The 25,560-nt window shown below is 65.2% G+C and carries 24 protein-coding genes and 1 pseudogene; 9 read left to right on the top strand and 16 right to left on the bottom strand.

Annotated features, from left to right (window positions below):
* Positions 1–4: 4 nt before the first annotated feature.
* From AC1DY7_RS18355 to AC1DY7_RS18325, 7 genes are all read left to right on the top strand, one after another.
* Positions 5–1,549: an ABC transporter ATP-binding protein gene (locus AC1DY7_RS18355; protein WP_477495131.1), complete on the top strand. Its 1,545-nt coding sequence runs from the start codon at positions 5–7 to the stop codon at positions 1,547–1,549.
* Between the two features lie 32 nt (positions 1,550–1,581).
* Positions 1,582–2,652, top strand: coding sequence for an ABC transporter permease (locus tag AC1DY7_RS18350; RefSeq protein ID WP_477495267.1), 1,071 nt, complete (start codon positions 1,582–1,584; stop codon positions 2,650–2,652).
* The gene (locus AC1DY7_RS18345) at positions 2,649–3,575 is read left to right on the top strand and encodes an ABC transporter permease (RefSeq protein WP_477495130.1); all 927 of its coding nucleotides are present in this window, start codon (positions 2,649–2,651) and stop codon (positions 3,573–3,575) included. Before AC1DY7_RS18350 ends, AC1DY7_RS18345 begins: the two co-directional genes overlap by 4 nt.
* 29 nt (positions 3,576–3,604) lie before the next feature.
* Positions 3,605–4,588: an ornithine cyclodeaminase family protein gene (locus AC1DY7_RS18340; protein WP_477495129.1), complete on the top strand. Its 984-nt coding sequence runs from the start codon at positions 3,605–3,607 to the stop codon at positions 4,586–4,588.
* Positions 4,585–5,043: a nucleoside deaminase gene (locus tag AC1DY7_RS18335; protein WP_477495128.1), complete on the top strand. Its 459-nt coding sequence runs from the start codon at positions 4,585–4,587 to the stop codon at positions 5,041–5,043. The genes AC1DY7_RS18340 and AC1DY7_RS18335 overlap by 4 nt, the downstream gene beginning before the upstream one ends.
* A 60-nt stretch (positions 5,044–5,103) precedes the next feature.
* Complete coding sequence (locus AC1DY7_RS18330; protein ID WP_477495127.1) at positions 5,104–6,306, top strand: MFS transporter; 1,203 nt, start codon at positions 5,104–5,106, stop codon at positions 6,304–6,306.
* A 132-nt stretch (positions 6,307–6,438) separates the two neighbouring features.
* Positions 6,439–7,515, top strand: coding sequence for a GGDEF domain-containing protein (locus AC1DY7_RS18325; RefSeq protein WP_477495126.1), 1,077 nt, complete (start codon positions 6,439–6,441; stop codon positions 7,513–7,515).
* A gap of 3 nt (positions 7,516–7,518) precedes the next feature.
* On the opposite strand, the gene AC1DY7_RS18320 is transcribed toward AC1DY7_RS18325, so the two are convergent.
* The 4 genes from AC1DY7_RS18320 to AC1DY7_RS18305 form a co-directional block, all read right to left on the bottom strand.
* Positions 7,519–7,947: a hypothetical protein gene (locus tag AC1DY7_RS18320; protein ID WP_477495125.1), complete on the bottom strand. Its 429-nt coding sequence runs from the start codon at positions 7,945–7,947 to the stop codon at positions 7,519–7,521.
* 106 nt (positions 7,948–8,053) lie between these two features.
* A complete protein-coding gene (locus AC1DY7_RS18315; RefSeq protein WP_477495124.1) occupies positions 8,054–8,623 on the bottom strand; it encodes a nitroreductase family protein in 570 nt (189 codons plus the stop codon).
* A gap of 15 nt (positions 8,624–8,638) precedes the next feature.
* Positions 8,639–9,526 (bottom strand): phytanoyl-CoA dioxygenase family protein, encoded by an 888-nt coding sequence (locus AC1DY7_RS18310; RefSeq protein WP_477495123.1) that lies wholly within the window; start codon positions 9,524–9,526, stop codon positions 8,639–8,641.
* Positions 9,527–9,671: 145 nt separating this feature from the next.
* The gene (locus tag AC1DY7_RS18305) at positions 9,672–10,385 is read right to left on the bottom strand and encodes a LysR family substrate-binding domain-containing protein (protein ID WP_477495122.1); all 714 of its coding nucleotides are present in this window, start codon (positions 10,383–10,385) and stop codon (positions 9,672–9,674) included.
* Positions 10,386–10,413: 28 nt separating this feature from the next.
* Here AC1DY7_RS18305 and AC1DY7_RS18300 point away from each other — a divergent pair, with 28 nt between their 5' ends.
* On the top strand, positions 10,414–10,800 hold the full coding sequence (locus AC1DY7_RS18300) for a DUF5997 family protein (RefSeq protein ID WP_477495121.1): 387 nt from the start codon (positions 10,414–10,416) through the stop codon (positions 10,798–10,800).
* 6 nt (positions 10,801–10,806) lie between these two features.
* On the opposite strand, the gene AC1DY7_RS18295 is transcribed toward AC1DY7_RS18300, so the two are convergent.
* The 4 genes and pseudogenes from AC1DY7_RS18295 to AC1DY7_RS18280 all read right to left on the bottom strand — a co-directional run.
* A complete protein-coding gene (locus tag AC1DY7_RS18295; RefSeq protein WP_477495120.1) occupies positions 10,807–10,989 on the bottom strand; it encodes a hypothetical protein in 183 nt (60 codons plus the stop codon).
* A 43-nt stretch (positions 10,990–11,032) separates the two neighbouring features.
* Positions 11,033–11,665 carry a hypothetical protein gene (locus AC1DY7_RS18290; RefSeq protein WP_477495119.1) on the bottom strand — a complete coding sequence of 211 codons (633 nt, stop codon included), beginning with the start codon at positions 11,663–11,665 and terminating at the stop codon, positions 11,033–11,035.
* A gap of 34 nt (positions 11,666–11,699) precedes the next feature.
* Complete coding sequence (locus AC1DY7_RS18285) at positions 11,700–12,128, bottom strand: VOC family protein (RefSeq protein WP_477495118.1); 429 nt, start codon at positions 12,126–12,128, stop codon at positions 11,700–11,702.
* Positions 12,129–12,304: 176 nt separating this feature from the next.
* A pseudogene (locus AC1DY7_RS18280) lies at positions 12,305–12,754 on the bottom strand (class 1b ribonucleoside-diphosphate reductase subunit alpha); the annotation flags it as partial.
* 123 nt (positions 12,755–12,877) lie between these two features.
* On the opposite strand from AC1DY7_RS18280, the gene AC1DY7_RS18275 reads away from it, so the two are divergent.
* On the top strand, positions 12,878–14,047 hold the full coding sequence (locus AC1DY7_RS18275; protein WP_477495117.1) for an SAVED domain-containing protein: 1,170 nt from the start codon (positions 12,878–12,880) through the stop codon (positions 14,045–14,047).
* 18 nt (positions 14,048–14,065) lie between these two features.
* On the opposite strand, the gene AC1DY7_RS18270 is transcribed toward AC1DY7_RS18275, so the two are convergent.
* The 8 genes from AC1DY7_RS18270 to AC1DY7_RS18235 all read right to left on the bottom strand — a co-directional run bounded on the left by AC1DY7_RS18270 (position 14,066) and on the right by AC1DY7_RS18235 (position 25,544).
* The gene (locus tag AC1DY7_RS18270) at positions 14,066–15,748 is read right to left on the bottom strand and encodes a ThiF family adenylyltransferase (protein WP_477495116.1); all 1,683 of its coding nucleotides are present in this window, start codon (positions 15,746–15,748) and stop codon (positions 14,066–14,068) included.
* Between the two features lie 119 nt (positions 15,749–15,867).
* Positions 15,868–16,878, bottom strand: a complete 1,011-nt coding sequence (locus AC1DY7_RS18265) for an SMODS domain-containing nucleotidyltransferase (protein WP_477495115.1) — start codon at positions 16,876–16,878, stop codon at positions 15,868–15,870.
* Positions 16,875–17,906 carry a CBASS cGAMP-activated phospholipase gene (locus AC1DY7_RS18260; RefSeq protein ID WP_477495114.1) on the bottom strand — a complete coding sequence of 344 codons (1,032 nt, stop codon included), beginning with the start codon at positions 17,904–17,906 and terminating at the stop codon, positions 16,875–16,877. Before AC1DY7_RS18260 ends, AC1DY7_RS18265 begins: the two co-directional genes overlap by 4 nt.
* A 26-nt stretch (positions 17,907–17,932) precedes the next feature.
* Positions 17,933–20,101 (bottom strand): class 1b ribonucleoside-diphosphate reductase subunit alpha, encoded by a 2,169-nt coding sequence (gene nrdE, locus AC1DY7_RS18255; protein WP_477495113.1) that lies wholly within the window; start codon positions 20,099–20,101, stop codon positions 17,933–17,935.
* Positions 20,068–20,511 carry a class Ib ribonucleoside-diphosphate reductase assembly flavoprotein NrdI gene (gene nrdI, locus AC1DY7_RS18250; protein ID WP_477495112.1) on the bottom strand — a complete coding sequence of 148 codons (444 nt, stop codon included), beginning with the start codon at positions 20,509–20,511 and terminating at the stop codon, positions 20,068–20,070. Before nrdI ends, nrdE begins: the two co-directional genes overlap by 34 nt.
* 28 nt (positions 20,512–20,539) lie before the next feature.
* Positions 20,540–20,779, bottom strand: coding sequence for a glutaredoxin-like protein NrdH (gene nrdH, locus AC1DY7_RS18245; protein WP_477495111.1), 240 nt, complete (start codon positions 20,777–20,779; stop codon positions 20,540–20,542).
* A 375-nt stretch (positions 20,780–21,154) separates the two neighbouring features.
* Positions 21,155–24,295, bottom strand: a complete 3,141-nt coding sequence (locus AC1DY7_RS18240; protein WP_477495110.1) for an ATP-binding protein — start codon at positions 24,293–24,295, stop codon at positions 21,155–21,157.
* Positions 24,296–24,299: 4 nt separating this feature from the next.
* Positions 24,300–25,544 carry a glycosyltransferase gene (locus AC1DY7_RS18235; protein WP_477495109.1) on the bottom strand — a complete coding sequence of 415 codons (1,245 nt, stop codon included), beginning with the start codon at positions 25,542–25,544 and terminating at the stop codon, positions 24,300–24,302.
* Between the last annotated feature and the right edge of the window lie 16 nt (positions 25,545–25,560).

The following is a 25,560-nucleotide window of genomic DNA, read 5'->3' as shown; positions in this document are numbered from 1 at the left end:
CGCGATGACCACCACCGCTGAAGTGAGCGCCCCGGACCGCACGGCCATGCTCGCCATGACCGGAGTCGGCAAGTCATTCGGGTCGGTACGCGCGCTCGATGCCGTCACCATGACCGTCAAACCGGGTTCGGTGCACTGCATCCTCGGTGAGAACGGGGCAGGAAAATCGACGTTGTGCAACAGCATCTACGGCACCGTCTCCCCCGACACCGGCACCATGATGTTGGGCGGCAACAACTATCGCCCCAGCAATCCGGCCGATGCCTTGTCGGCCGGGGTTGCGATGGTGCACCAGCACTTCTCGTTGATCCCCACCATGTCCGTGGCCGACAATCTGCTGCTCGGCAGGGACGGGTTCCGGCCACCGCGGCGCCGGCTGGCGGCCGATCTCGACCGCATCGCAGAAGACTACGGACTTCGCGTCGACCCATCGGCCACCGTCGGCAGCCTCACCGTCGGAGCGCGACAGCGCGTGGAGATCGTCAAGGCGTTGCTGCGCGATCCGCGGCTGATCCTGCTGGACGAACCGACCGCCGTGCTGGACACCACCGAGATCGACGCTTTGATTGCCACCTGTGCCGCGTTGAGCGCCGACGGCAAGTCCGTCGTCCTGATCACCCACAAACTGGGTGAGGTCGCGCGGGCGGCCGACGAGGCGACGGTCCTGCGGGCGGGAACCGTTGTCGGCGGCGGCAAGCTCTCCGAGGTAGCGCTGCCCGACCTCCTGGAACTGATGCTCGGCGGCATGGCCCCGCCGGCACAGAAGCGGATCCCCAGGAACAGACCCGCAACCCTCGACGCCGAGATGCTGCGACTCAGCGGCATCAGTGTGACCCGGCCCGACGGCAGCGCCGCCCTCAGCGAGGTCGACCTGACCGTCGCGCCCGGGGAGATCGTCGGCATCGCGGGGGTCGAGGGCAACGGTCAGTCCGAGTTGACCGCCGTGCTGTCCGGTGCGCTGTCACCGCACACCGGCACGGTCGTCGTCGACGGTGCCGACCTCACCACCGCCGGCCCGGCCCGGCGCACCCGGGCCGGACTGGCGGTCATCCCCGAGGATCGCCACGCCGAGGGCATGATCGCCGAGTTGTCGATCGCCGAGAACATCGCCCTGCCCCGGCTGCCCGGCTACCGGCGCTGGGGTCTGTTGAACCGCAGCCGGATGCGAACCGACGCCGCCGCGGCCATCGCCGAGTACTCCATCCGCGCACCCGGGCCGGATACCCCGATCGGCGCACTGTCCGGCGGGAACCAGCAGAAGGTGGTGCTCGCGCGCGAGTTGTCCACCGCCGGACTTCGCGTCGTCGTCGCCGCCCAGCCCACCCGCGGCCTCGATGCCGGAGCCGTCGCCTTCGTCCTCGACCGGCTTCGGAGCGCAGCCGACGACGGGGCCGCGGTCCTGGTGACCTCAAGCGAGATCGACGAACTGATGGCCGTGGCCGATCGCATCGTGGTGGCCTACCGCGGCAGGCTACTCGGCGCCGTCGACCCCCAATCCCGCACTGCCACCGAAGAAATCGGGCAACTCATGACGGGAGTCGAGGCATGATCACGCTCAGACCCGCACTGCGCGTACGACCGATGTCGCTCGGCGTGCATGCCCGGCATCCGCTGGTGGTCGCCATGGGAGCGATGGTGGTCGCGGCTGCGGCCGGGCTCGCCCTCGCGGCCTCGGCAGGCGCCGGGCCCGCCGAGGTCGCCGACGCCCTCATCGAGGGCACGCTGGGCTCGCCGTTCGCCATCGGCACCTCCCTGAACAGCGCCGCTTTGCTCATGCTGGTCGCCGCCGGTTTCACGGTGGCCTACCGGGCGGGCCTGGTGAATGTCGGCGGCGAGGGACAGCTCTGCCTCGGCGGCATCGCCGCCACCGCTGTCGGTGTCGGCCTGCCCGCGGGCCTGCCCGCCGGGGTCGGCCTGGCCGCGACGTTGCTCGCGGCCTCGCTGGCCGGCGCCGCATGGGCCGGCATCGCCGCCTGGTTACGCGTCCGGCGCGGTACCAGCGAGATCATCACCACCTTGCTGCTCAACTTCATCGGCCTCGCCCTGGTGGTGCTGATGGTGCAGGAACCGGCTCTGCTGCGTCAGCCCATGACGTCCTCGGAGACACTCCCGCAATCCGAACCGCTCGCCGCGTCGGCGCACCTGCCGCTGCTCGGCCTGCACAAGAGTCCGGCCACCATCGCGATCCTGCTCGCACTGGTCCTCATCGCTGCGGTCGGAATCACGCTGCAGCACAGCGCCGCCGGGCTACGACTGCGGGCAGTCGGGCTGTCGGGGACAGCATCGGCGCGCCTCGGGGTACCGGTGGACCGGACAGCCATGTTCGGGCTCACCGCCGCCGGAGCCTTCTCGGGACTGGCCGGCGGATTCCTGGTGACCACAGCACCGTTCATCCTGGCCGACGGATTCTCCTCCGGCTTCGGTTTCGCCGGTCTGGTCGTCGGATTGCTGGCCCGCGGCTCGATGATCGCGGTCGCGGCGGTGTCCCTGCTGTTCGGCTTCCTGGTATCGGGCGGGATCAACCTGCAACTCGCCGCGGGAGTGCCGTCGTCGACCATCACCGTCGTCCAGAGCGTGCTCATCATCGTCATCGCGGGCGCCGCCTGGTGGACCAGCGCCGGTGCTCGGCAACCCAGGAAGGTGGCCGCATGAACGTCACCATGATCACCGAAATCATTTCCAGTGGAGTGGCATTCGCCATCCCCCTACTTCTCGCCGCCAGCGGTGAGTCGATCAGCGAACGTGCCGGCGTCCTGAATCTCAGCATGGAGGGCATGATGCTCACCGGCGCCTTCGCCAGCGTGCTGGCGGCGGTCGGCACCGGATCTGCCCTGCTGGGCGCCATCGCGGGAACACTGGCCGGGTTCCTCTTCGGGGTCGGCCAGGCGCTGCTGAGTGTCCGCTTTCGCGCCGATCAGATCGTGGTCGGTATCGCGGCGAACGCTCTTGCCCTCGGCCTCACCACCTTCGGCGCCCGCGTCCTGCTCGCCGACGGGAAAGGTCAGAATGTTCCGGCCTTCACCGGGTTGCATATCCCGGTGCTCAGTGAGCTGCCCGTCATCGGGCCCGCGCTGTTCGGGCAGACACTGCTCGGTTACCTGTGTGTGCTCGTCATCGTCGCCCTGGCACTGCTCTTCTCGGGCCGCACCATGGCCGGTATCCGCGTCGACGCCGTCGGCGAGAACGCCACCTCGGCCGGCTGGACCGGCCTGGCGGTGAACCGCACCCGGACGCTCGGTGTGCTCATCGCCGCGAGCGCAGGCGGCCTTGCCGGTGCCCAGCTGGCGCTGTCCGAGGTGCGGTCGTTCAGCGAGAACATGACCGCGGGCATGGGTTATCTGGCCGTCGTCGCGGTGATCGCCGGGCGCTGGAGAATCCTCGGAATCCTCTGGGCCGCATTGTTCTTCGGGATCGCTCGCGCCATGCAGTTCGCACTGCCCGCGCTGGGCGTGCACATTCCCTACGCCGTGCTGGTGATGCTGCCGTATGTGATCGCCCTGGTCGCGATCAGCGGCTTCGTCGGCGGCCGCAAGGCACCCTCCGGGCTGACGGTCCCCTACGTCGGCCGGGTCTGACCCACCTCTCACCGAAAGGCTCTTTCACCATGACCATGGTGCTCACGCATTCCGACATCACCACGTTGATCGACCGTCCGACGATCTACGACGCCGTCGAGCGGGCCCACGCCGACCTGGCGGCCGGCACGGCAGGCAACCCCGCCCCTCCTGTCCTGCCACTGGCCACGGGCGGCACGGTGTTACCGATGGTCGCCACGGCCATGCGGCAGCGGGCGAGTTCGGTGAAGATGTTGTCCGACATGCCGTTCAACAGGGACGCCGGTCTCCCGACGCAGCGGTCCACCATTCTGCTGATGTCCGCCGACACCGGTGAATGCGAGGCGGTGCTCGACGGTCGGCTCATCACCGCGGTGCGCACCGCCGCCGCCAGCGCGGTGGCCACCGCGCATCTGGCCAGGTCCGGTAGCAGCGCCCTCGGCCTGATCGGCGCGGGCACCCTCGCAGTGGAGCACACCCGTGCCATCACCCGGATCCGGCCCATCGAGAAGGTGTTCGTCTGGTCCAGAAGCTCGAGTACCGTCGACGAATTCCGTTCCCGGATAGCCGATCTCGATGTCGACGTCGTGCATGCCGAATCGCCCCGTCACGTGCTCAGCGCAGCCGACCTGGTGTGCACACTGACCCCCGCACGCGAACCGGTCGCCGAAGGAGCGTGGTTTCGGCCCGGTCTGCACCTGAACGCCGTGGGTGCGCCGCCGCGGGCCGATCACCGGGAGATCGACGGTGCCGGTATGGCCGCGGGCCGCCTCATCGTGGACAGTAGGAGCACCGCACTGACCAAGTCGGGTGATGTGCTGCTGGCCATCGAGGAGGGGCATCTCACCGAGGCAGACGTGGTGACCGAACTCGGCGATGTCATCGTCGATCCCCGATCGGGGCGCCGCAGCGATGAAGACATCACGTTGTTCAACTCGGTCGGCATCGGGTTGCAGGATCTCGTCACGGCGCGGGTGCTCGTCGATCTGGCCGTCGAACGCGGTGTCGGCACCCGGGTGGAGCTCACGGCATGAGCGACAGGTTCATTCGGCGCGCCATCGAACTCGCCGTACACGCCGGCACCGCAGGCAACCGGCCGTTCGGTGCGGTCATCGTCGCCGCCGACGGATCGCTGCTGGCCGAAGGGGAAAACGACGCCACTTCTCGCAACGATGTCACCGCACACGCCGAGCTGATGGCACTGCGCCGGGCCCAGAGCGACGGTCGGGCCGCAGCACTGACCGGTGCCACCGTGTATGCCAGCGGTGAGCCGTGTCCCATGTGCGCTGCCGCGCTGGTGTGGGCAGGGGTGGGGCGGATCGTGTTCGCCGCCTCGACCGCCGCCTTCGCCTCCGTACTGCCCGGCGGCCCCCAGTTCGACATCGGCTGCGCCGAACTCATCAGCCGCTGCGATGCCGGCATCGCGGTCGATGGCCCCATCCATGAGGACGAGGCGATCACGGCGATGCGATCGGTTGGCCTGGGATAGCCACGTAGGGGTCGGATTTCCGCCAGCACACCACCGGTGCCCGTTCCTAGCGTCGAGGGCATGCACTCCACCAGATCCCTGTCGATGCCCACCGTGTGGTTCATGGCACTGGCCGCCGCGCTCGGTACCGCCAGCATCTATCCCCTGCAGCCGGCGATCGCGGATGTCGCCGGATCCCTGCAGGTGTCCTTCGCCGCGGTCGGTGCCGCACTCGCGTGCGGACCGATCGGTTATCTCCTCGGGCTCGCCACGCTCGTGCCGCTGGTCGACCGGTTCCGCCCGGCCCGCGTGATCGCCACGCAGTTTGTGGTGATCGGGTTCGCCCTGGCCGTGAGCGCGGCGGTCAGCACGCCGTGGGCTCTCGCTCTCGTCGTCGGCGCGGTCGGGGCGGGGTCCTCGGTGGGAGCGCAATTGAGCTCCATCGCTGGACGTTTCGCAACCGTGGACCGTCGGGCCACCTCCCTGGGCATCGTCACCGCCGGTATCGCCGCAGGGATCCTGGCCGGGCGGGTCGTCGGGGGTTGGCTGACCGAGGCGCTCGGTTGGCGACCGATGCTGTTGGTCCTGGCGGCCGCGTGCACCGCTGTCGCCCTCGCGGCGTTCTTGGCACTTCCCCGTGCCGGCGCGACGGCTACGGGAAGTTATCTGAGCTCCGTTCTCGGGCTCCCCCGACTCTTGGTCGAGGTGCGAGCGCTGCGTTCGGCCGCGTGCCGCGGTGCGTTGTGGTTCTTCGCCTTCTGCGTCGTGTGGTCCGGGCTGGCTGCGGCGCTGGCCCAACCGCCACTGTCGTATTCGGCCGAGCAGATCGGGTTGTTCGCCGTCGCCGGCGTATCGGGCATCGCCGCCACTCGCGTCGCGGGCACCTGGACAGACCGCGTCGGAGCCCGCCGCGTCATTCTCGTCGGCCTGACCGTCGCGGTCATCGCGTCGGGGGCCCTGGCCTTTTCGTTGGGCCACACCGCGGCCACGGTCGTCGGCCTGGCGCTGTTCGACGCCGGCCTGTTCGCGGCCCAGGTCGCCAGCCAGAGCACTGTGCTAACCATCGACCCGTTGGCACCTGCCCGGTTTAACAGTGCCTACATGGTCGTCTACTTCATCGGCGGCAGCCTGGGTACGGCCCTCGGCACGGTTGCGGTGGAGCACCTCGGCTGGCCGGCCACTGCGCTGATCGCCGCGGTAGCCGTTGCGTCGGCGGCCCTCTTGGTGGGCGTGCAGCGGACCGGCGAAAGACTTCTTGAGCGCAGCGGGAGCGACGAGCGGTAGCAGTACCACCCCGGTCGCCGGGCGTTGCTAGCCTAATTGGCATTGACGTTAAATATCGGCCACCGACACGCCGAAACGGGGAGGGGGGTCGTGGTAGGGGTATTTCGTAGCTTTCAAGTATTTACCCGCGATGTGGGCAAGTGGTGGCACGAACCCGTCGACTATCCGGGGCAGGTGCAGTACTTTGCGCGGCGATCGCTCGCTAGTGCCATCCGCGTGCTGATCGGAGCCGGCATCGGTCTGATGGCGCTCATATCGATCGCCGTTCTGCTACCGGTTATCGGACAAGATTCGACCGCATCGCGCGTTGCCGTCACGCTCTTCGCAACGCTGACAACAGTGTGGTCCATCGTATGGTGTAGCCGCACATGGCCTTCCAGGCGTGTGTCACGGGCATTCATCGTCTCCGCTGACGTCGGCATCACCGTGGTCGCCCTCCTGGGCTCGAGCTGGCCAACCGGGCTGTTCGCCCTGAACTGCTTCGCACTCATCTCGGTCTACCTGATGTTCTTCGACGGGGCGAAAGCACTCACCCTGCATTCGGCGCTCATCCTCGCCACGACGGCCGCCTTCACCGCTCAGGTCCCCGCCGGGGATTCCCTCTCGAGAACGAGCCTGACAGCGACGGTCTTGGGAGCTGTACTACCCACGATCGCCACTCCGCTGGGCATCCAATTCGGCATCTGGACCTTGCGCAACGACGCCAATGAGTCGGTGACCGACCCGTTGACGGGGCTCCTCAACCGCCGCGGACTGCATTTGCACTTCGCGAGCATGCTGAGCGCCAATCGCACCTCGTCGGCCGCCCTGATTGTGGTCGTCGTGGATCTGGACCGGTTCAAAGACATCAACGACAAGTTCGGGCATCCCACCGGCGACAAGGTGTTGATCCACTGCGCTCGGCGCATCAGCGAGACGGTCGGCCAGTCGGCTCTGGTCGCCCGGATCGGCGGCGAGGAATTCGTCGTCGTCCAACATGTCGACCGGCACCGGGACGACCAGCTGCCGGAGCGCATCAGACTCGCGATCGCGGCTCCGGGCGAAACCCCTTCCGTGACGGCGAGCCTTGGCGTCACCGACGTCGCGTACAGGCAGTTCGCGGCTCCGGATTCCGATCATGTTCGCCTACTGGATGACATTCTCGCGCGAGCCGACGTTGCCATGTTCGACGCGAAACATGTTGGCGGAAACACGATCCGGCGAGCCTGATCGCTACTCCGCGTGCAGCGGGCCGGCGAAGGACTTCCTGAGCGCAGCGGGAGCGACGGCCGGCAGCAGCGCGGCCAGCAGTTTGCGCTTCAATCCTGTTGGATTCCTGACCAACTCGATGTCGACGGCCGTGCCGCCGCCTATCGGTTCGAGCTGGAAAAGCCAGCCGCCGCCGGGCCCGAACACTTTGGAGTCGTGCGTGGTGATCCTGAGACGGCGAGCGGCGTAATCCCAGTCGTAGCGCGCGCGTTCCCACGCGGAGGCGGTACCCTCGGTCACCTCGGCCCAGGTTTCGCCCAGCGCGTGGACGGTGTAGTGGTCCTCGTCGATGCTCGGCCAGCGGGTGGGGCGAGTGGGTCCGAAATCGGTGAGCACCGCCATCAGTTCCTCGGGCGCGAGTGTGGAGGTCAGATGCAGTCGGACGGTGGGCATTTCGGGTCCTCTCCAGGGGTCGTGACGATGCCCCTCCATCAGACCGTGTGCCATCCATCAAGTCCAACGATGAATGTGAATCCCTTCCATCTACATAACAGATGTTTCAGGCCCTGGCCCAGGTAATCTCGGCGCGCGATAGCCGATCGCGAGTCGTGCCCGAATTCTTCGCACCATCCGAGACTCGACCGGGCCGGCCGATGGCCGTCATCGACGTGGCCTCCCACGAGGACGGAACGTCGAACTCCCGGGTGATCGCGTCGCGGTCGAACGCCCGAAACTGGTGGGTACCGAGTCCCATGCTCAGAGCCTGAATCGTCATATGCGCCACAGCCTGCCCGAGGTCGTAGCGGGCGAACTCGGAGTATTCCCAGTCAGTTTCGTCGACGTAGAGGTGCGCCAGGTTCACCACCAACACCGAAGCATCCGCCGCCCACCGCAGAGAACTCGGTGCCAGGTGGCGGGTAATCCTGGAGTGGACCGCGTCGCCGCGCCGACCCACAACGAACATCCAGGGCTGGGAGTTACCCGCTGACGGCGTCAGCCTGGCGGCATCGAGTAATACGTCGACGTCCGCGTCACCGAGCTCCGCATCCCGATCGAACGCCACAGGACTGAAACGTCCCAGCAGCGCGGGATGAACGCGCGGCTCACCGGCTTCGTCGCAATCGACCATGGCTCAATTGTGACGTCACTCGCTATGGGTGAGTTGCTCGGTGTAGGCCGCACCCGCATCGCCGGTGAGCTTGGCCGCGTCGAAACCGTAGGCGACGGCGTCGCCGCGGATCGCGCGCAGCGGATCTTCGAAATCGCGGAAATAGCCCATGGCCCACGCACCCTCTTGATAACCGATCAGCTTGAGCAGGTCGTCGTCCAGTGTGCGCGCGATTTCGGGTGGTACCGAAAGGAATTGGTTCTCTTCCTGGCGGACCCAGCCGACGCAGTAGTTCACGTTGATGGCGCGCCGGACCTGCTCGCTGCGATTGGCTGCGCCGCTGTGCACGATCTTGCCGGAGTACAGCAGCACCGAGCCGCGGGTCATCTCCGCCTGCAGGCACTCGTCGTCGGCATAGTCGGTCGGCTTCTTGTCACCGACCTGACTCCCCGGCACCACCCTGGTCGCGCCCATCTCGGCGGTGTAGTCGGTCAACGCCCACAAGGTGTTGCACTGCACGTGATAGTCGTCGGGAAACGGGTAGAAGTCGAAGGCATTCTGATCACGGTGCAACGCCTGGTCCGATTCGCCCGGCTCGATCGAGATGACCTGGGTCAGCATCAGCTGGAAGGCACTCGCGTGGCCGAGGAAGTCCTTGCACATACCGAGAATGGTCGGATCCTGAATCAGGGTGCGGCAGGCGGGCGAACGCGCGATGAGCGCACCGGTCCGGCGGGTCTTGCGGCCGATCATCGCGTTGTAGCCCATCGGCGTCGCGTCGAGGTAGGGCGCCAGCTCGTCGCTGATGGTGTCCATCAAGGAATCCGGCACCAGGTTGTCCACGATGACGTAGCCGTTGCGGCGCAGGTGGTCGGCAAGGTCGGCTGCGGAGGTGGTGGCCGGAACGTGCGTCAGCGCGGTCATCAGTCGAGTATCTCGAAGCATGTGTGTTGACCAGGTAAAACAGCGTCACGCAGCCGTTACGGCTGGCGGCTCACCGCTCGACTGTGGTGCTTGTGCACGAAAATCTGCCCAATCGCGGGCGTAACCCCCACAGTCGAGGAAGGCCTCAGCGCCGGCCGCGCTCGGTCCGGCCGGGCTTGCGGGCGACCTTCCCAGCGGCCGCACGCGCGGCTTGTTTGGCGAGGGTCTTCTCCCGTGCGGAGCGCTTCGGCGTCGACTCGGCCTGCCCCCGCGACGAACTGGGCTTGCGCCCCCGCACGATCCCGATGAACTCCTCGACCAATTCCGGTTGCGGCCCTTCCGGAAACGCGAGCACCACCGGACTGGTGGGTGCATCGGTGATCGGGCGGAAGGTGAGGTCCTTGCGGTGATACAGCCGCGCCAGTGACTGGGGGACGATGAGCGCACCCATCCCTGCGGCGACGAGTTCGATTGCGTCCTCGGTCGTTTCGGGCCGGTGCTCCACCGGAGTCCCGGGCGCACCCACCCACGCCAGGACGTCATCGCGCGGCAGCAGCGTCGGCTCGCCGTCCAGGTCTGCGGCGACGATCTCGTCAGCGGCACTGAGAAGGTGATCGGTCGGCACCACGGCCACCGTGGTCTCCTCGTACAGCGGGATGACGGCCAGTCCCGTCGTGTCGGCCGGCAAGCGGAGCACAGCCACGTCGACGGTGCCGGCCCGGACCGCGTCGGCCGCATCGACCGCGGCGACGGCGCGTAACTGCAGCGGGATGGTGGGGTGACGGTCCGACCAGATCCTGGCCCACTTCGCGGGCGTCCCGCCGGGGACATACCCGAGGGTGAGGGAGATCGGGGTCACCGAATCAGGCTACCGATAAGCTCTGCGCATGAGCAGGCCGAATGCGCAGTCCATGAAACCCGCCACCGCGGCGAAGAAGCTGGACGTCTACCTGCCGGCGACACCACCGGAGTTCCAGGAAAATGCGATCACCCGCGACGAGCTGGCTGCCCTGCAGGAGGACCCGCCGCAGTGGCTGAAGGATCTCCGTAAGAACGGCCCGCACCCGAAGAACCTTGTCGCGGCCAAGCTCGGCATCTCCATCGCCGGCCTCGCGCGCGGTGGTGTCGGGGATGCACTCACCACCGACGAGATCGACGCGTTGGTCGAGGAGAAGCCCGAGTGGCTGGTCGCCGAACGCGAGAGCTACCAAGAAGTGCTGAGCGAGCAGCGCCGGGTGAAGGCCTTGCAGGCGGACAAGCCGCGCAAGAGCTGAGTATCGCTACCGGTCGAACAGGTCGCTGATGCGATCGAAGAAGCGATGGACGCGCTGCTCCAGTCGAGACCCTTTGCCGCGCTTGTCCCATACGTAGATCAGCCCGAACATCGCAGCGACGATCCCGAAGACCAGGGCGGTGATGAGGATCGCCTCGACAGTTGTCGACACCGGGACATCATCGCGCACGGGGGCACCTGGTACCCGCGTATCCGCTCCGGTGACCGCCTCGTCAACACCAGCAGCCGCCGAACGATGAGGTGTGCTCGTCGGTCTCGATCGACTCCTCGCGCACCACGGCGGAACCGCCCCGCGGGTCGAAGTGCAGCACCGAGCTCACCGGGTCGTGCCGGATCCACACGGCCACCGACAGCGGATGCGTCGGACGGAAAATATAGGACACCAGTTCGATGTCGCCGGGCTTGCCGAGACTGCGGACATCGGCCACCGCCGCCCGTATCCGCTGCCCCGACAGATCTGCCGCAGTAAACGCCGTCTCCCCGGCATGCAAATCGGCGATCGAGTCCACGTCCTCCACCTCGCCGTCGCGCACCCAGTACTTGTGAAGCTGACCGTCAGCGGCGACGGCCTCAACCGAGATCAGATTGGACGTCACGTCCACACGCCGCATCGGCAGCTCGCCGAGCCGGGCGCGCACCACGTCGAGTTCCGCGTCCAGCCGTTGCGCGGAGAACAGCGGTCCACTCGCCCCGCCGCTCAACGCCCGGCTGAGCCGACCCGGAACGTCCCCGACGACCATGACCACCGCGGCGATGGCCACAACGATCGATATGGCCACGGCCAACACGTACTTGACCCGATGGTCCGGTCGTGGTGCGTCCGGTGCGGTCCCCGCCGTGCTCATGGTCGGATGGTTTCACACAGCACATTCAGCCCCGTCACCCCACCGCGGCGTCCAACTCCTCGGCGCCCTCCTCGACGGCGGCCGGGTCCATCCAGAAGATCTGCCACGAGTGACCGTCCAAGTCGGTGAAGCTGCGGCCGTACATGTCGCCGTGATCCTCGGTGTCGCCGGTGGTGCCACCGGCTGTGTGGGCACGGTCCACCAACTCGTCCACGCACTCCCGGCTGTCCACGCCCAGACAGATCACGCACTCCTTCACCGAGGGCGCCGCAGTCTCGAACGGGTGTAGCGCATCGAAGGCATCGCGTTGTATCAGCATCGCGAACTGGTTCCCGCCCAACACGACTGTCGCCGCGGTCGGTCCCGAGAATGTCGGGTTGAACGAGTAGCCGAGGTCGGCGAAGAACTTTCTCGAGCGCTCGACGTCGGCGACGGGCAGGTTCACGAAGAGGGCGGTATGCATCGGGGGCTCCTGTGGTCCGCGGCCTCCGGAAGCGGGTGCCGTCACGGTGGTAGACCGGGCTGGGCTCCGGAACTCATCGCGCACAGAGATAACAGAAACGAGCAGTTGTTCCCAACCCGCGTCCAAGACAGGCCAGGGGACGTGTCCCCTGGCCTGTTTCCTTGACTATGCGAGCGCTACAGCATGCAGCTGACGCAACCCTCCACCTCAGTGCCCTCCAGGGCCATCTGGCGCAGCCGGATGTAGTACAGCGTCTTGATTCCCTTGCGCCAGGCGTAGATCTGCGCCCTGTTGACCTCACGGGTATCGGCAGTGTCCTTGAAGAACAGCGTCAGCGACAGGCCCTGGTCCACGTGCTGGGTGGCCGCGGCGTAGGTGTCGATGATCTTCTCGTACCCGATCTCGTACGCATCCTGGTAGTAGTCCAGGTTGTCGTTGGTGAGGTACGGCGCCGGGTAGTAGGCGCGACCGATCTTGCCTTCCTTGCGGATCTCGATCTTGCTGGCCACCGGGTGGATCGAGCTGGTCGAGTGGTTGATGTAGCTGATCGAACCGGTCGGCGGCACGGCCTGCAGGTTCTGGTTGTAGATGCCGTGCTTGCGCACCGAATCCTTGAGTCGCCAGTCGATATCACCACGAAGAGGGTCTAAAGGATGCGTAGGATTCAGAGCCGACGGCAGTCTCTGAACTCGCCGTACGCGAGATTCGAGACGGGCCGCTGACCCGCCTGTCCAGCAGAGAGCTCAGAATTGGCAACTGACGGGCGCGACACGACAGTCAAGCGCGAAGACATCAAAGACTCTGTGCGCAACGCACTATGGGCCCGGACTGCTGGCCGATGCACGTTCTGCAACCGCCGCCTGCTTGGCGATTCAAGAACCTATTTGCACTCGGTATTGCTCGCTGAGCTTGCGCACAACATTGGAGCCGTCGCTGGGCCGGATTCACCGCGCCGCAAGGATAATGACGGTGTTGTAGACACCGAGGCTGAGGAGAACCTGCTGCTTCTTTGCCACGACTGCCACAAGATCATCGACCACCCTGACCACATTGACTTCTTCCCGCCCGACAAGCTGCGTGAGATTAAAGAATCGTTTGAACGACGCATCGAGATGGTCACCCAGAACGGCGGACTGACGAGGACCGCCGCGTTACGCGTCGGAAGCAAAATCCGGGGTTCGCTTGCACTCGCGTCTCAGCGGGAGGTCGCCGAGACGCTCCTGTCAGTGAATTATCTAGGTCTGGTCGAGACGCAACGCAGCGGGGATTTCACCTGCCGGATCAACGGTGCTGCCGGTGGCCGAGGATTTTGGGAGAGCGCTCAGCAGTCGATCGATGACACGATCGATCTTGTGAGACAAGCGGTCAACTGCGGCGACGTCGAGCACATTTCCGTCTTCGCAATTGCTCCGATCCCGTTATTGGTCTACCTCGGGTGGCAGCTAGACGACAAGACGCCGACCCGGATCTTCCAAAAGCACCGCGATCAGTTCGCAGGTTGGTCTTGGACCGATCAGAGCGAACCCGTCGATTTTGAGGTGCTCACGCCCGAGACACAAACGGATGCTAATGACGTTGTGCTCATCTGCGCGGTGACCAGTGAGGTTGACACCGACCGGCTCCCTGCATACCTCGCTGATTCACCTCGCATTGAAATCCGCCCGGTCGCGATTCCACCAGGGCCCACGCTAATGTCACACGAGGCGTCGCTGTCCAACTTTGCGCACCGCTGGCGCGCCGCGCTTGCCGCGTCCGAATCGTTGTACCCATCAGCGCAGCGTTGGCACCTCATCGCGTCGGCGCCCGTCAGCGTTGCCATCGAGGCGGGGCGTTCAGTGATGAAGAGCGCCCATCCGGCCGTTGATTTGTATGAGCGAATCGACGATTCCTACGTAAGCGTGCTGGTTCTCAACGACTGACAAACAGCGGCCCGAGTTTTACGCTGCTCCGACCGAATCAGCGTCTGAGCCAACGGACGGAGGAGCAATAACGAAAGCACGCAATGGCCCTGCCTCCCCGTGTGGCAGAGAGATCAGGTGCGTGCCAGACAACACGCCGTCTTTTCCGAGATGCGCGCCCAAAATACTCACCAGGCTGGCAGCAACCCCGGCCAAATCAGCTGCCGAGCCGTGGAATGTCGGTGTCGAACAGCCTCGCGTAGGGATCAGTTGATCCTCATGTGAAGACGAATTCCAGAGCACGTGGAACGCCTCGAGCGAACCGTCGGTCACTATCTGCTTGCCGGCTCGGCGGTCGATCGCCATTGGGCCGTCTCGCAAGGGGGACGCTGAGACGGTCATAATCCCCATCGTCCCGGTACGAGCATCGGTGGCAATTTGCGCCAGTAACGGGCGGTTGCCCGAGGTGCGAGCGATGTCATCGAGCAGTCGACCAATTGCGATGTTGACCGTGGCATCAATAATGACGTCACAGCCATCGATCCCGTCAGCGGGAATCACCTCGTCATGCGACACTACCTCTACCGTGTCGCTGATTGCCCGAAGACGTTGAGCGAGGGCATCGACCTTTGTGTTGCCGACATCGGCCTCAATGAAGTTCTGGCGTACGAGCAGACCACCAGAGATTGTGCCGGGGTCACACAGAACCACCTTCTTAGCGCCAGCCCTCACCACAAACTCTGCAACCCAAGAGCCGAGGCCACCGCAACCCCAGACGTGAACAGTCCTGCCCGCGTATCCCGCCACTGGCCGCGTCGCGTCGCGTCGGGTCGTGACGTCCTCACGCTCATCGGACACCGGCCACCATTCCAGCGGTGTGGCCGGGTCGAGGTGCTCCGGATCGATTTCCATTATGCAGCGCCCGCTAGATTTCGCTCGGACGAGCGCGCGAATGTGGTCAGCACCACGAGCCGGAACATTAGCGGCCAGCAGATGCGGTGGTCCGCCTGCCGGATGAGGCACCGCGACGATCAACCGTTGCGGGCTCCCGTCCACCTTACGGATTGCGCTCGCGCCTAAGACGGTCAATATCATGGCCGCCAGGCCAGTGACCGCTCCTGAGCCCCAACAAGCAGAGCCTGGGGCCGGCGGGTGACCGAGATAAGGATCATCAACCACCTGCAGGAAGCTTCGCAAATCGATTCCGGCACCGAATGGTAGGTCGGCATCAAGTGTGACGACCGGGACTTGGTTCACTCCCCCAGCCCCCGGTGGCCGTTTCAGACACAAGTCGAATCGATGTGGCGTTCGGTCTACAAGCCAACCGTGCTGAGCGCGCACTTCAGTTCGAACTGCTTCGCGCACAACGATAGTGGGAGCTCGCTTGTCAGCATGAATGAATCCACCGACCGCATGGTACAACGCCGTCTGCGCGTCGAATCGTCCAGCCGCAGCGTCGTGGAACCACTGGAAGAGGCGATCGAGAAATCCACGAAAACCGCTGGCGGGATCCCATTCCCGCGACGGATCCAGATAGACGCACAGGCGGCGTCCGGCCAGCACATGTGGGTAGTGCAGGAAGCGGAGATGATCGACTTCCACAATGGGAGGCGTTAACTCTGCGCGGCCAACCGTGACAATCACTTCCTCTTGCGAACCGAGGTGCAACCCACCGGCGACGCGAGGGATATCGGCAGTGCGGAGACTCAGTCGCAGTTGCATTGAGCCTGATTGCTGAAGTCGGTACTTTCCCAGCATCACAACATCGCCCGGGTACGCAGCAGCGACCGCGTCCAGGTCGGCCAGGACCTGACGCTGCCACTCACTCAGGCGAGGCTTTGTCACCCCGCGCGCCCCGAAAGGCTCACGGTCGCGGGACTAGCTGCACCTGCACCAGCACCGACGGCGGCGTACTTTCCGCTCGACGAATCGGCCTTCGGGGCCGTGAACCCGTCACCGAACAAGGCTTGCCATTTCTTGACGCTCTCCTCGAAGTCGGTCTCTTTGTAGGCTGCCTTGATTTCGGCAGCGTGAACATGGATCCGATCCCGGAAGTAGGCATATGTCTCCTGCGTCCAGCGATGATCGAATGAAGTGCCCGTTTCAGCCGGGTCCATGATGACTGGCTTGTAGGGCCGGGCCTGCAGCCAATCATCAAGGTCGGCAACAATATGCAGCAATGCTGTCGGCAAGTCACTGTAGTAGCCCGCGTCGACGATTTTGCGCCACTCCTCAACTCGCTCACCAAGCAGTGTTGTTAGCAGGATTGACTTTGTGCCGGTGAACGAATTCTTGTGGTCACGAAGGAATTTCATGATGCGAATAACCTTCCGCAGGTTTCGATTCGCAATTTTGTCCTTAGCCTTCATCCAGGCAGTGAAGCCGTCGGTGTCGGTGCGTTCCCATTCGTTGTCATCTCGGTTGATGATCCACTGGGCACCGTTTGCGTCGATCACGAACGGAACAATGTCGAGATGCATCGCGTTGTTGGCGTACTGGAGGTAGACGCAGCGACACCTGCGACCGTGGGGCATGTCCTTGTACGGCGAAGTATTGTGCAGCACGCGATAGATGGCGTCACCGTACTTCTTCTTGTCGGCCTCCCAATCGGGGTTCTGGACCATTTGCACCATGAAGTCGCCGTCGAACGCCTTGCCATTCTGTGGCCGAATGATCGTCTCCTGAGGCCATGAACCTTGCGGAATCTTCTTCTTGATCAAGGGCCCAACATCGGCGTCGGCTTTCAAAACTCCGTAGACGGTGTCGACGCGGGCGCTCAGCAGGTCCAGGTTGAACCGCGACATGTTGACCGTGTTCTCGAGAAAGTTCTTGAAGTAGTCGTCATGTTTCATGATTCGCCTCCAGGCATTGTGGCCGGAGCAAAGCCCGGCTGGTGATTGGGGGTGTACGGGCTCGCGATGTGGTCGGCGAACTTTTCGACGTAAACCGGGCCGAGGACTCGGCTCTGACCTGCCGCGAGCCCAGCGAGCGCAGCTGGGTCCGCCCGATCCAGCGTGAACACGTCACCAGGCACCATCGCGTCAAAGCGGGCGAAGCTCTCTTTGCCGACTAGATGCGTCGCCGTCCCTTGCATGCCACGACCAGAGGCCGTGATCATCAGCGGTACAGCAGCTTTCATCCAACTAGCCCAGCCGCCAGTGTCGAGACGTTCACGGTGATTGACTCGCTGGTCGATGGTGCCGATGTTCAGCACCCGGATGGAGCCGAGATCGACGTCGAGCATGCTAACCGCTTCGCCGATCGCGACCACGGATGGATTGTTGGCCCACACTCCGCCGTCGATAAGTCTCTGCCCATCAACAACGGCCGCCGGGAAGTATGTCGGCGCAGCCGCTGTGGCAACGGCGACGTCGGCCATGGGAAGTCGCCAGTCTCGGCGCAATCGCTCATGATGTGGCGTCTTGAAGATATGCACCTCACCCCGCTCGACGCTCCACGACGGGACCACCAGTCTCTTGAGGCTTTCCCCAAGCAGCCGGGTGCCGAAGACATCGCCCAGCGCTTCGCGCAGTACGTCACCCGAGTAGGCGGGGCGGGTGGCCCGCGGCAGGTAACCCCATCGGGCTCGACGGCTGCGAGGGAAAATGCGCGGAATCATCTTGGTGTACTTATCGACGATCTCGCGAGGGCGCATTCCTGCGCCGAGGCCGAGGGCGATGATGCCACCCGCAGATGTCCCAGCGATCAGGTCAAACGAATCTGCGACACATACACCCAGGTCGTCTTCGAGCCGTGCCAGCACATGGGCAGCAAATAGTGCCTTGACTCCACCACCGTCGAGAGCGAGCACCTGAAACCGTCCGCAGCCGGGCGATGCTCCGCCCGGCGCGGCATTGGTTTCGGTAACTTCGCCCATCATCTAGTCCTGATTACGCTCCGCGGTTCCTACAGCATGCAGCTGACGCAACCCTCCACCTCAGTGCCCTCCAGGGCCATCTGGCGCAGCCGGATGTAGTACAGCGTCTTGATGCCCTTGCGCCAGGCGTAGATCTGCGCCTTGTTGACCTCGCGGGTGTCGGCGGTGTCCTTGAAGAACAGCGTCAGGCTCAGCCCCTGGTCCACATGTTGGGTGGCCGCGGCGTACGTGTCGATGATCTTCTCGTAGCCGATCTCATACGCGTCCTGGTAGTAATCCAGGTTGTCGTTGGTCAGATATGGCGCCGGGTAATAGACACGGCCGATCTTGCCTTCCTTGCGGATCTCGATCTTGCTCGCCACCGGGTGGATCGAGGAGGTCGAGTGGTTGATGTAGGAGATCGACCCCGTCGGCGGGACGGCCTGCAGGTTCTGGTTGTAGATGCCGTGCGCCTGCACCGACTCCTTCAACGCCTTCCAGTCGTCCTGCGTCGGGACGCGGATCCCGGCATCGGCGAACAGCTCACGCACCCGCGCGGTGGCAGGCTCCCACACCTGATCGGTGTACTTGTCGAAGAATTCGCCCGAGGCGTACTTCGACTGGTCGAACCCGCCGAAGCGCGTACCCCGTTCGATCGCAATGAGATTCGAGGCGCGCAGCGCGTGGTAGAGCACGGTGTAGAAGTAGATGTTGGTGAAGTCCACACCCTCTTCGGAGCCGTACAGGATCCGCTCGCGCGCCAGGTAACCGTGCAGGTTCATCTGCCCCAGGCCGATGGCGTGTGAGCTGTTGTTGCCCTGTTCGATGGACGGCACCGACCAGATGTGGGTCTGATCGCTGACTGCGGTGAGCGCCCGGATGGACACCTCGATGGTCTGCGCGAAGTCCGGCGAATCCATCGCCTTGGCGATGTTCAGCGAGCCGAGGTTGCACGAGATGTCCTTGCCCACCTTGGCATAGGACAGATCCTCGTTGAACAGCGACGGCGTGGAGACCTGCAGGATCTCCGAGCACAGGTTGGAGTGGGTGATCTTGCCTGCGATCGGGTTGGCCCGGTTCACCGTGTCCTCGTACATGATGTACGGGTATCCCGACTCGAACTGCAGCTCGGCCAGCGTCTGGAAGAACTCGCGGGCCTTGATCTTGGTCTTGCGAATCCGCGCGTCGTCGACCATCTCGTAGTACTTCTCGGTGACCGAGATGTCGGCGAACGGGATGCCGTAGACGCGCTCGACGTCGTACGGCGAGAAGAGGTACATGTCCTCGTTCTTCTTGGCCAGTTCGAACGTGATGTCCGGGATGACGACGCCCAGGGACAGCGTCTTGATCCGGATCTTCTCGTCGGCGTTCTCGCGCTTGGTGTCCAGGAAGCGGTAGATGTCAGGGTGATGCGCGTGCAGGTACACCGCGCCGGCACCCTGACGGGCCCCGAGCTGATTGGCGTAGGAGAACGAGTCCTCCAGCAGCTTCATGATCGGGATGACGCCCGAGGACTGGTTCTCGATGTTCTTGATCGGTGCGCCGTGCTCGCGAATGTTGGAGAGCAGCAACGCAACTCCGCCGCCGCGCTTGGACAGCTGCAGTGCCGAGTTGATGGAGCGCCCGATTGACTCCATGTTGTCCTCGATGCGCAGCAGGAAGCAGGACACCGGCTCGCCGCGCTGCTTCTTGCCCGAGTTGAGGAAGGTCGGGGTGGCCGGCTGGAACCGGCCATCGATGATCTCGTCGACCAGTTTCTCGGCGAGCACGGTGTCGCCGGCGGCCAGGGTCAGCCCCACCATCACCACACGGTCCTCGAAGCGCTCCAGATAGCGCTTTCCGTCGAAGGTCTTCAACGTGTACGAGGTGTAGTACTTGAACGCTCCGAGGAAGGTCGGGAAGCGGAACTTCTTGGCGTACGCACGATCCAGCAGGCTCTTGACGAAATTGCGCGGGTACTGGTCGAGCACCTCACGCTCGTAGTAGTTCTCCTTGACCAGGTAGTCGAGTTTCTCGTCCTGGTTGTGGAAGAACACCGTGTTCTGGTTGACGTGCTGCAGGAAGTACTCACGCGCGGCCAGTACATCCTTGTCGAACTGGATGTTGCCGTCTTTGTCGTACAGGTTGAGCATCGCGTTGAGCGCGTGGTAGTCCGTCTCCCCCGGGAGCGCATGAGCGCCGGTGGTTACAGGCTCTGCAGCTGTGACGGTTGGTGGCACGTCTGTTCCTTCCAGAAATCTTGCAGTCCCGAACGGACGGCGTCGACGTCGTCCGGGGTTCCCATGAGTTCGAAGCGGTAGAGGTAGGGCACTCCGCACTTCGCGGACACCACATTGCCCGCGTAGGCGAATTCCTCACCGAAATTGTTGTTGCCCGCGGCGATGACGCCGCGGATCAACGACCGGTTGTGCTCGTCGTTGAGAAACGCGATGACCTGCTTGGGGACGTAGCCCCCGCTACTGATGTCCGGCGTCGCGTGCCCGCCGCCATAGGTCGGTAACACCAGAACGAAGGGCTCATCGACCTTGATCCGCTCTTTGAGCGGGATCCGGGTCGCCGGGATTCCCAGCTTCTGGACGAAGCGGTGGGTGTTCTCGGAGACGCTGGAGAAATAGACCAGGTTCGTCACCCGTCGACCCCCTCCCGGTGTGCTGTGACTACGCGGTGACCGCAGCGGCGCTGAGTGCCTTGATGCGGTCCGGGCGGAAGCCCGACCAGTGCTCACCGCCGGCCACCACGACCGGCGCCTGCAGGTAGCCCAGTGCCATCACATAGTCACGGGCCTCGGTGTCGACGCTGATGTCGACCACGTCGTAGGCAACACCCGCCTTGTCGAGGGCCTTGTAGGTGGCATTGCACTGCACACACGCGGGCTTGGTGTACACGGTGACGGTCATCTGCGTGGCTCCTCTACGGATGGACTGGCAACTTATCTGTTACAGCGTTCCTGCGGACCCGGTCATTCCGGTTCGCAGGGCCCTGATTGCGGCGGATTAGAGACGATCTACCACCGGTTCCCTGGCCCCGGCTGACCCGTACTCCTGGGGGTCCGTCGGTTCGCCAAACACTACACCTAGTGTCCGACAAACCGAACAGATACAAGATGTTCTGAACAACATTCATGGAATTCCCTGGTCGTAAGCCCTGTGTACACGACACGCCCCGGCGTGTCGCATGTCACATCCGGGTGTGTCGTGCCATGAGGCCGGTTTATCAGCAGGTACCGACAAGTCGGGCAGGCCGGCACCGGACAGCAAAAAGGTGGTGGCGCCTCAGACCATCGCCGACGCGGCCGTGATATGGCCGTCGAACCCACACGAGGCGGCCAACGCCAGGTACTGCTGCGCCCAGCGCCGGTAGCCGTCCTCGTCGCCCTCGGCCCCGGCAACCAGCGCACGTAAGCGCAGTAGCGCCACCTCGTGCAGCAGGAACCCGTGATCGACAGGATCAGCCTGCAGTCTTTCGATCGCGGCCTGCGCCGCCTGCACGTCGCCAGGGGCGCGTCGGGCGACTAGCGCCTCGACGAGCGCGCTGGTGGCCGGGCCACGCCACACCACCGAGCCAAGGGCGAACAGCTCGTCCACGCTCGCCGACGCGAGCGCGACGGCCCCGTCGAGATCACCGAGTCGACGGCGGCGGTGTGCGAAGTGGATGTCGGCAATCAGGACTATCGACGAGTTGCCATACCCCAGCAGCGCCGCGTGGCGGGCCTGGTTCAGGTGTTCGTAACCGGCCTCGCTCTCGGCGCCGCCGCGGCCCACCAGGGCTATCCCCCGCGCCAGGTGTGCGTGCACGACGGTGAAGTCGTCCCCGGACCGCTCGGCGACAGCGAGGGACGCAGCCGTGTCGCGCAGCGCGTCGGGTCCGGACTGCAACGCGCCCACACCGATCTGTGCGTACTTGTGCAGACCGGCGACCACGTTCATCAGCGGATCGAGCTCACGCGCCGTGGCGATGGCCTGGTCGAGATCGTCCTTCCACCCCGGGCTGCCCAGAGACATCCGGGCGACGCCGCGCAGCGCCAGCGAGAGCACTCGCGGGGATCCCACAAATCTCACACCGCGCGCCTCATCGACGTCATGGTCGATGACACGCTGCGCCACGGCCAGGACGTCGTGCACCTCGCCGGTCTCCCATTTGGCCGCCAGAATCCCGAACGATGCGGCGACGGTGAGATCCTCGTCCCCGATGCTGTCGAGCAACTGCTGCAGGCGGGAGGCGAGTTCGGAAGCGTCCCTCGGGTGATTGTGCATCGTCAGCGCCATCATGTAGCCCGACATACCGATGGCCAGCGATCGGCGGTCGCCGCGATCCGCGCAGAGCCGGCGGAGATCGTCGAAGTTCTTCTCCGCCTCGGCAAGTCCTATCCGCCAGGAACTTCCGCACAGTGCGGCGCCGGTTTCGATGAGCATGGACGGCCGGTCCGGGGCATCGAGGGGCAACAACTTGGCCACCTGCCCGGCACGCTGCCAACTGGCGCGGGCTGCCGCGAGATCTCGCAGTGCCAACCAGTTCCCGGCCCGCATGTGCCAGGCGAACGCGGCAGTCAGCTCGTCGGCGCACTCGAGATGGGTGGCGATCAGCGCCGCGTTCTCGTCAGGGGTTCCCGGTCCGTCGCGCTCGATCGTCGAGGCCAACCTGCGGTGCAGCCTGGCCCGCTCGGAGCGCAGCTGAGATTGGTAGGCGACGGTCCGGATCAGTGGGTGACGGAACCCGTATTCGACGCCGTGGTCGGAGTCGAGCTTCTCGATCATCTCGGCGTCCAGGAGCACGTCGATACAGAGCCGGGCGACCAGCTGCGCCAGCCGGTCCTCGCCGAATCGTGATCCGATGACCGCCGCCGCGTTCAACGCGCTCTTGGCTGCGTCACCGAGTCGGTCGATGCGGGCGGCGATGGTGGCCTGCAGCGTCGCCGGCACGCCGATGACCGTGGCCCCGCCATCGGCCACAAACGCTCCCGGGCTTCCTTGCAGGACGGCACGTTCAGCCAGATCCCGGACGATCTCTTCGGCGAAGAAGGGGTTTCCCGCGGCGTGCTCAGAAATCTGCGCGGCCAGCGATCTCACCGACGGGTCGGCGCCGACGAGTTCGCCGATCAACGCATGGGCCTGCGAATCATCCAGTGGGACAAGGGTCAACGTGTCCAGCGCGGCGAGCTCCGCCAGCTTCCCGTGATACTCGGGCCGGTAGGTGATCAACGCCATCGAATGGCCGAGCGCCGACAGGAAACCGGCAATCGTCGATTCACTGGCATCGTCCATCCAATGCGCGTCTTCGATCACGTACACGTCGGCAGTGGTCCGCGCTGCCGAGACACGCGTGAGCAGAGCCGTGATTCGCCGGCGGCGAGCATCCGGATCGACCACGGGCAAGTCGATGTCGGGTTCGGCGATGCCCAGCAGATCATCGAGTAGGAGAACATCCGTGGGCTCGGCGCCGGCCAGATGCGCACGGACGCAGTCCCGGGCCTCCTGACCATGCAGACTCCCCACCCCGGTCAGGTCACGGAACAACCGGGCCGCCGCGTGGAACGGGACATCACGGGTGTGTGCCTCGCAGTAGGTGGACACCACCCCGATGCCGCGCATCTCGCCACGTTTCAGCGTCTCCGCGACCAGCCGGCTCTTGCCGATGCCCGGCGGCCCGACCACGCCGACCGCGACGCCTGCGCCGGCCAGCGCCGCGTCGAGGTGCGCACACAGCACACCCAGCTCCGCGTCTCGCCCCACCAAGGTGGATCGTGAATGCCCAAGCCCCAATCCGGTCACCGCCACAGCGACCAACGTCCGCCCCGCCACCAGGTCTTCGGAGTTCTTGATGCGCAGGTGTTCCACCGCACCCATCTCGACGGTGCCCTCCACGAGGTGCGCGGTGGAATTGCTGAGCATCACACCACCCGGTGGGGCGGCCGCTTCCATCCGCTGTGCCATCCCGACGTGGGCTCCGACGGCGGTGAAACTGCCGGCGCCGATTTCACCCGCAATGACCTGTCCGGAGTTCAGCCCGACCCGCAGTTCCAGACGCACGTCGTCGCGCCGTCGCACCTCGGTGGCCAGCGTCCGCATCGCGCCCTGGAGGTCGAGGGCGGCCAGACAGGCGCGAAAAGCGTGATCTTCCAACGCGACCGGCGCACCGAAGATGGCCATGATGCCGTCCCCGGTGAATTCCACCGAGCCGCCATAATGCGTGACGATGTGGCGCGACCGGCGAAACACATCGCTCATCACCTCACGCAGGCGCTCGGTGCCCAGCGCCGCGGCGAGGTCCATGGACCGCACCACGTCGGCGAACAGCACGGTGACCTGTTTGAACTCGGGATGATGGGGCGTCGCCTCGATCGGGGCGCCACACCCGTCGCAGAATCTGGCACCTGTTCGTGGCTGCGTACCGCACCGAAGACAGGACGCGTCCATCCGTTCAGGCCTCAGCGCCTGCGGTGTCGAGCAGTCGTCGCTCGAGCAGGTCCGCGCCGCGCGTGACACCTCCGGCGGCGGCGAGCCCCGCGGCCACCCGGGCCGCGCCACCCGACATCGTCATCGCTTCGGCGACCGCGGAACGCAGCCGCGAGGCGGTCAGTCGTCGCCGGCTCAGCCGGGTCCCGCTCCCCGACACCACCACACGCGCCGCCACCTCGAATTGGTCACGCCCGTAGGGCACTACGCACACCGGGACTCCTCGGGCCAGGGCCTTCTGCGTGACGCCCATACCGCCGTGGGTGATCGCGCACACCGCGTGGTCGAGCAACGCCCCGTGATCGACGATGCGCCGCACCGTCGCGTTGGCCGGAACGGCGAGGCCCTCGGGCACACCGCACGGAAATGTCGCCACGACATGTACCGGCTCGTCGGCCAGCGCCGCGAGCGCGGTGATCGGCAACCCGTCGTCGCCCTGACGTTCCGAGGACGTGGTCACCAGGACCACAGGGCGGTCGCGGATCGCGAGCACGTCCATCGCCGCGCCGGCCGGCGGCCGGTATTCACACGGCCCGATCATGGCGACACGCTCGTCCCAGTCGGGATGGGCGTATTCGAACGGCTCTGCGGTTCCCACCAGAATCAGCGGCGCACGCATCACGAATTCGTCAGCGGAGCGCACGGGCGCGAGGCCGAGTCCCCGGTGGATGTGGTTGATCGGTTCGATCATCGCCCGCTCGACGAGTCCCCGCGTGACCATGCTCAACACGCCGTCGCGCAGCCGCCCGAACATCCCCGCATGGGGCAGCAACCCGGGCCCGAAGGGCGGCGAAGAACGTGAGGTGAGGTACGGCGGGTAGGCCCAGAACGTCGCCCACAGCAGGCCCGCCGCCTCGACTGCTGCCGGAGCTCCCCAACAGTTGCAGTCGAGGATGACAACGTCGGGCGCAGCCGCACCGATGGCTGCCTGAACGTCGCGTACCTCGAGCTCGGCGCGCTCGCCGAAGACGTCGAAGGCCCGCTTGATCGTGCCGAGCCCGGTGCGCGCCGTCCAATCGGTCATCTGCACCGCTTCGATCCGCGGATCGATCGGCGCTGCGTCGAAACCAGCGCCCAGCCCGATCGGCACCCCGGATTCCAGGGTGCGCAACACGATGCGATGACCGCGACGACGCAACTCGATCAGCAGCGCGACAATCGGATACAGATTGCCCAGCGCTGGAGAGGTGTACGCCAGGACTGTGGCCATCAGTCGCCCGTCAACA

The organism is Mycobacterium sp. P2_H7, from assembly GCF_056403275.1.
The sequence above is the reverse complement of the archived record's forward strand: the minus strand, read 5'-3'. Positions and strand labels throughout refer to the sequence as shown.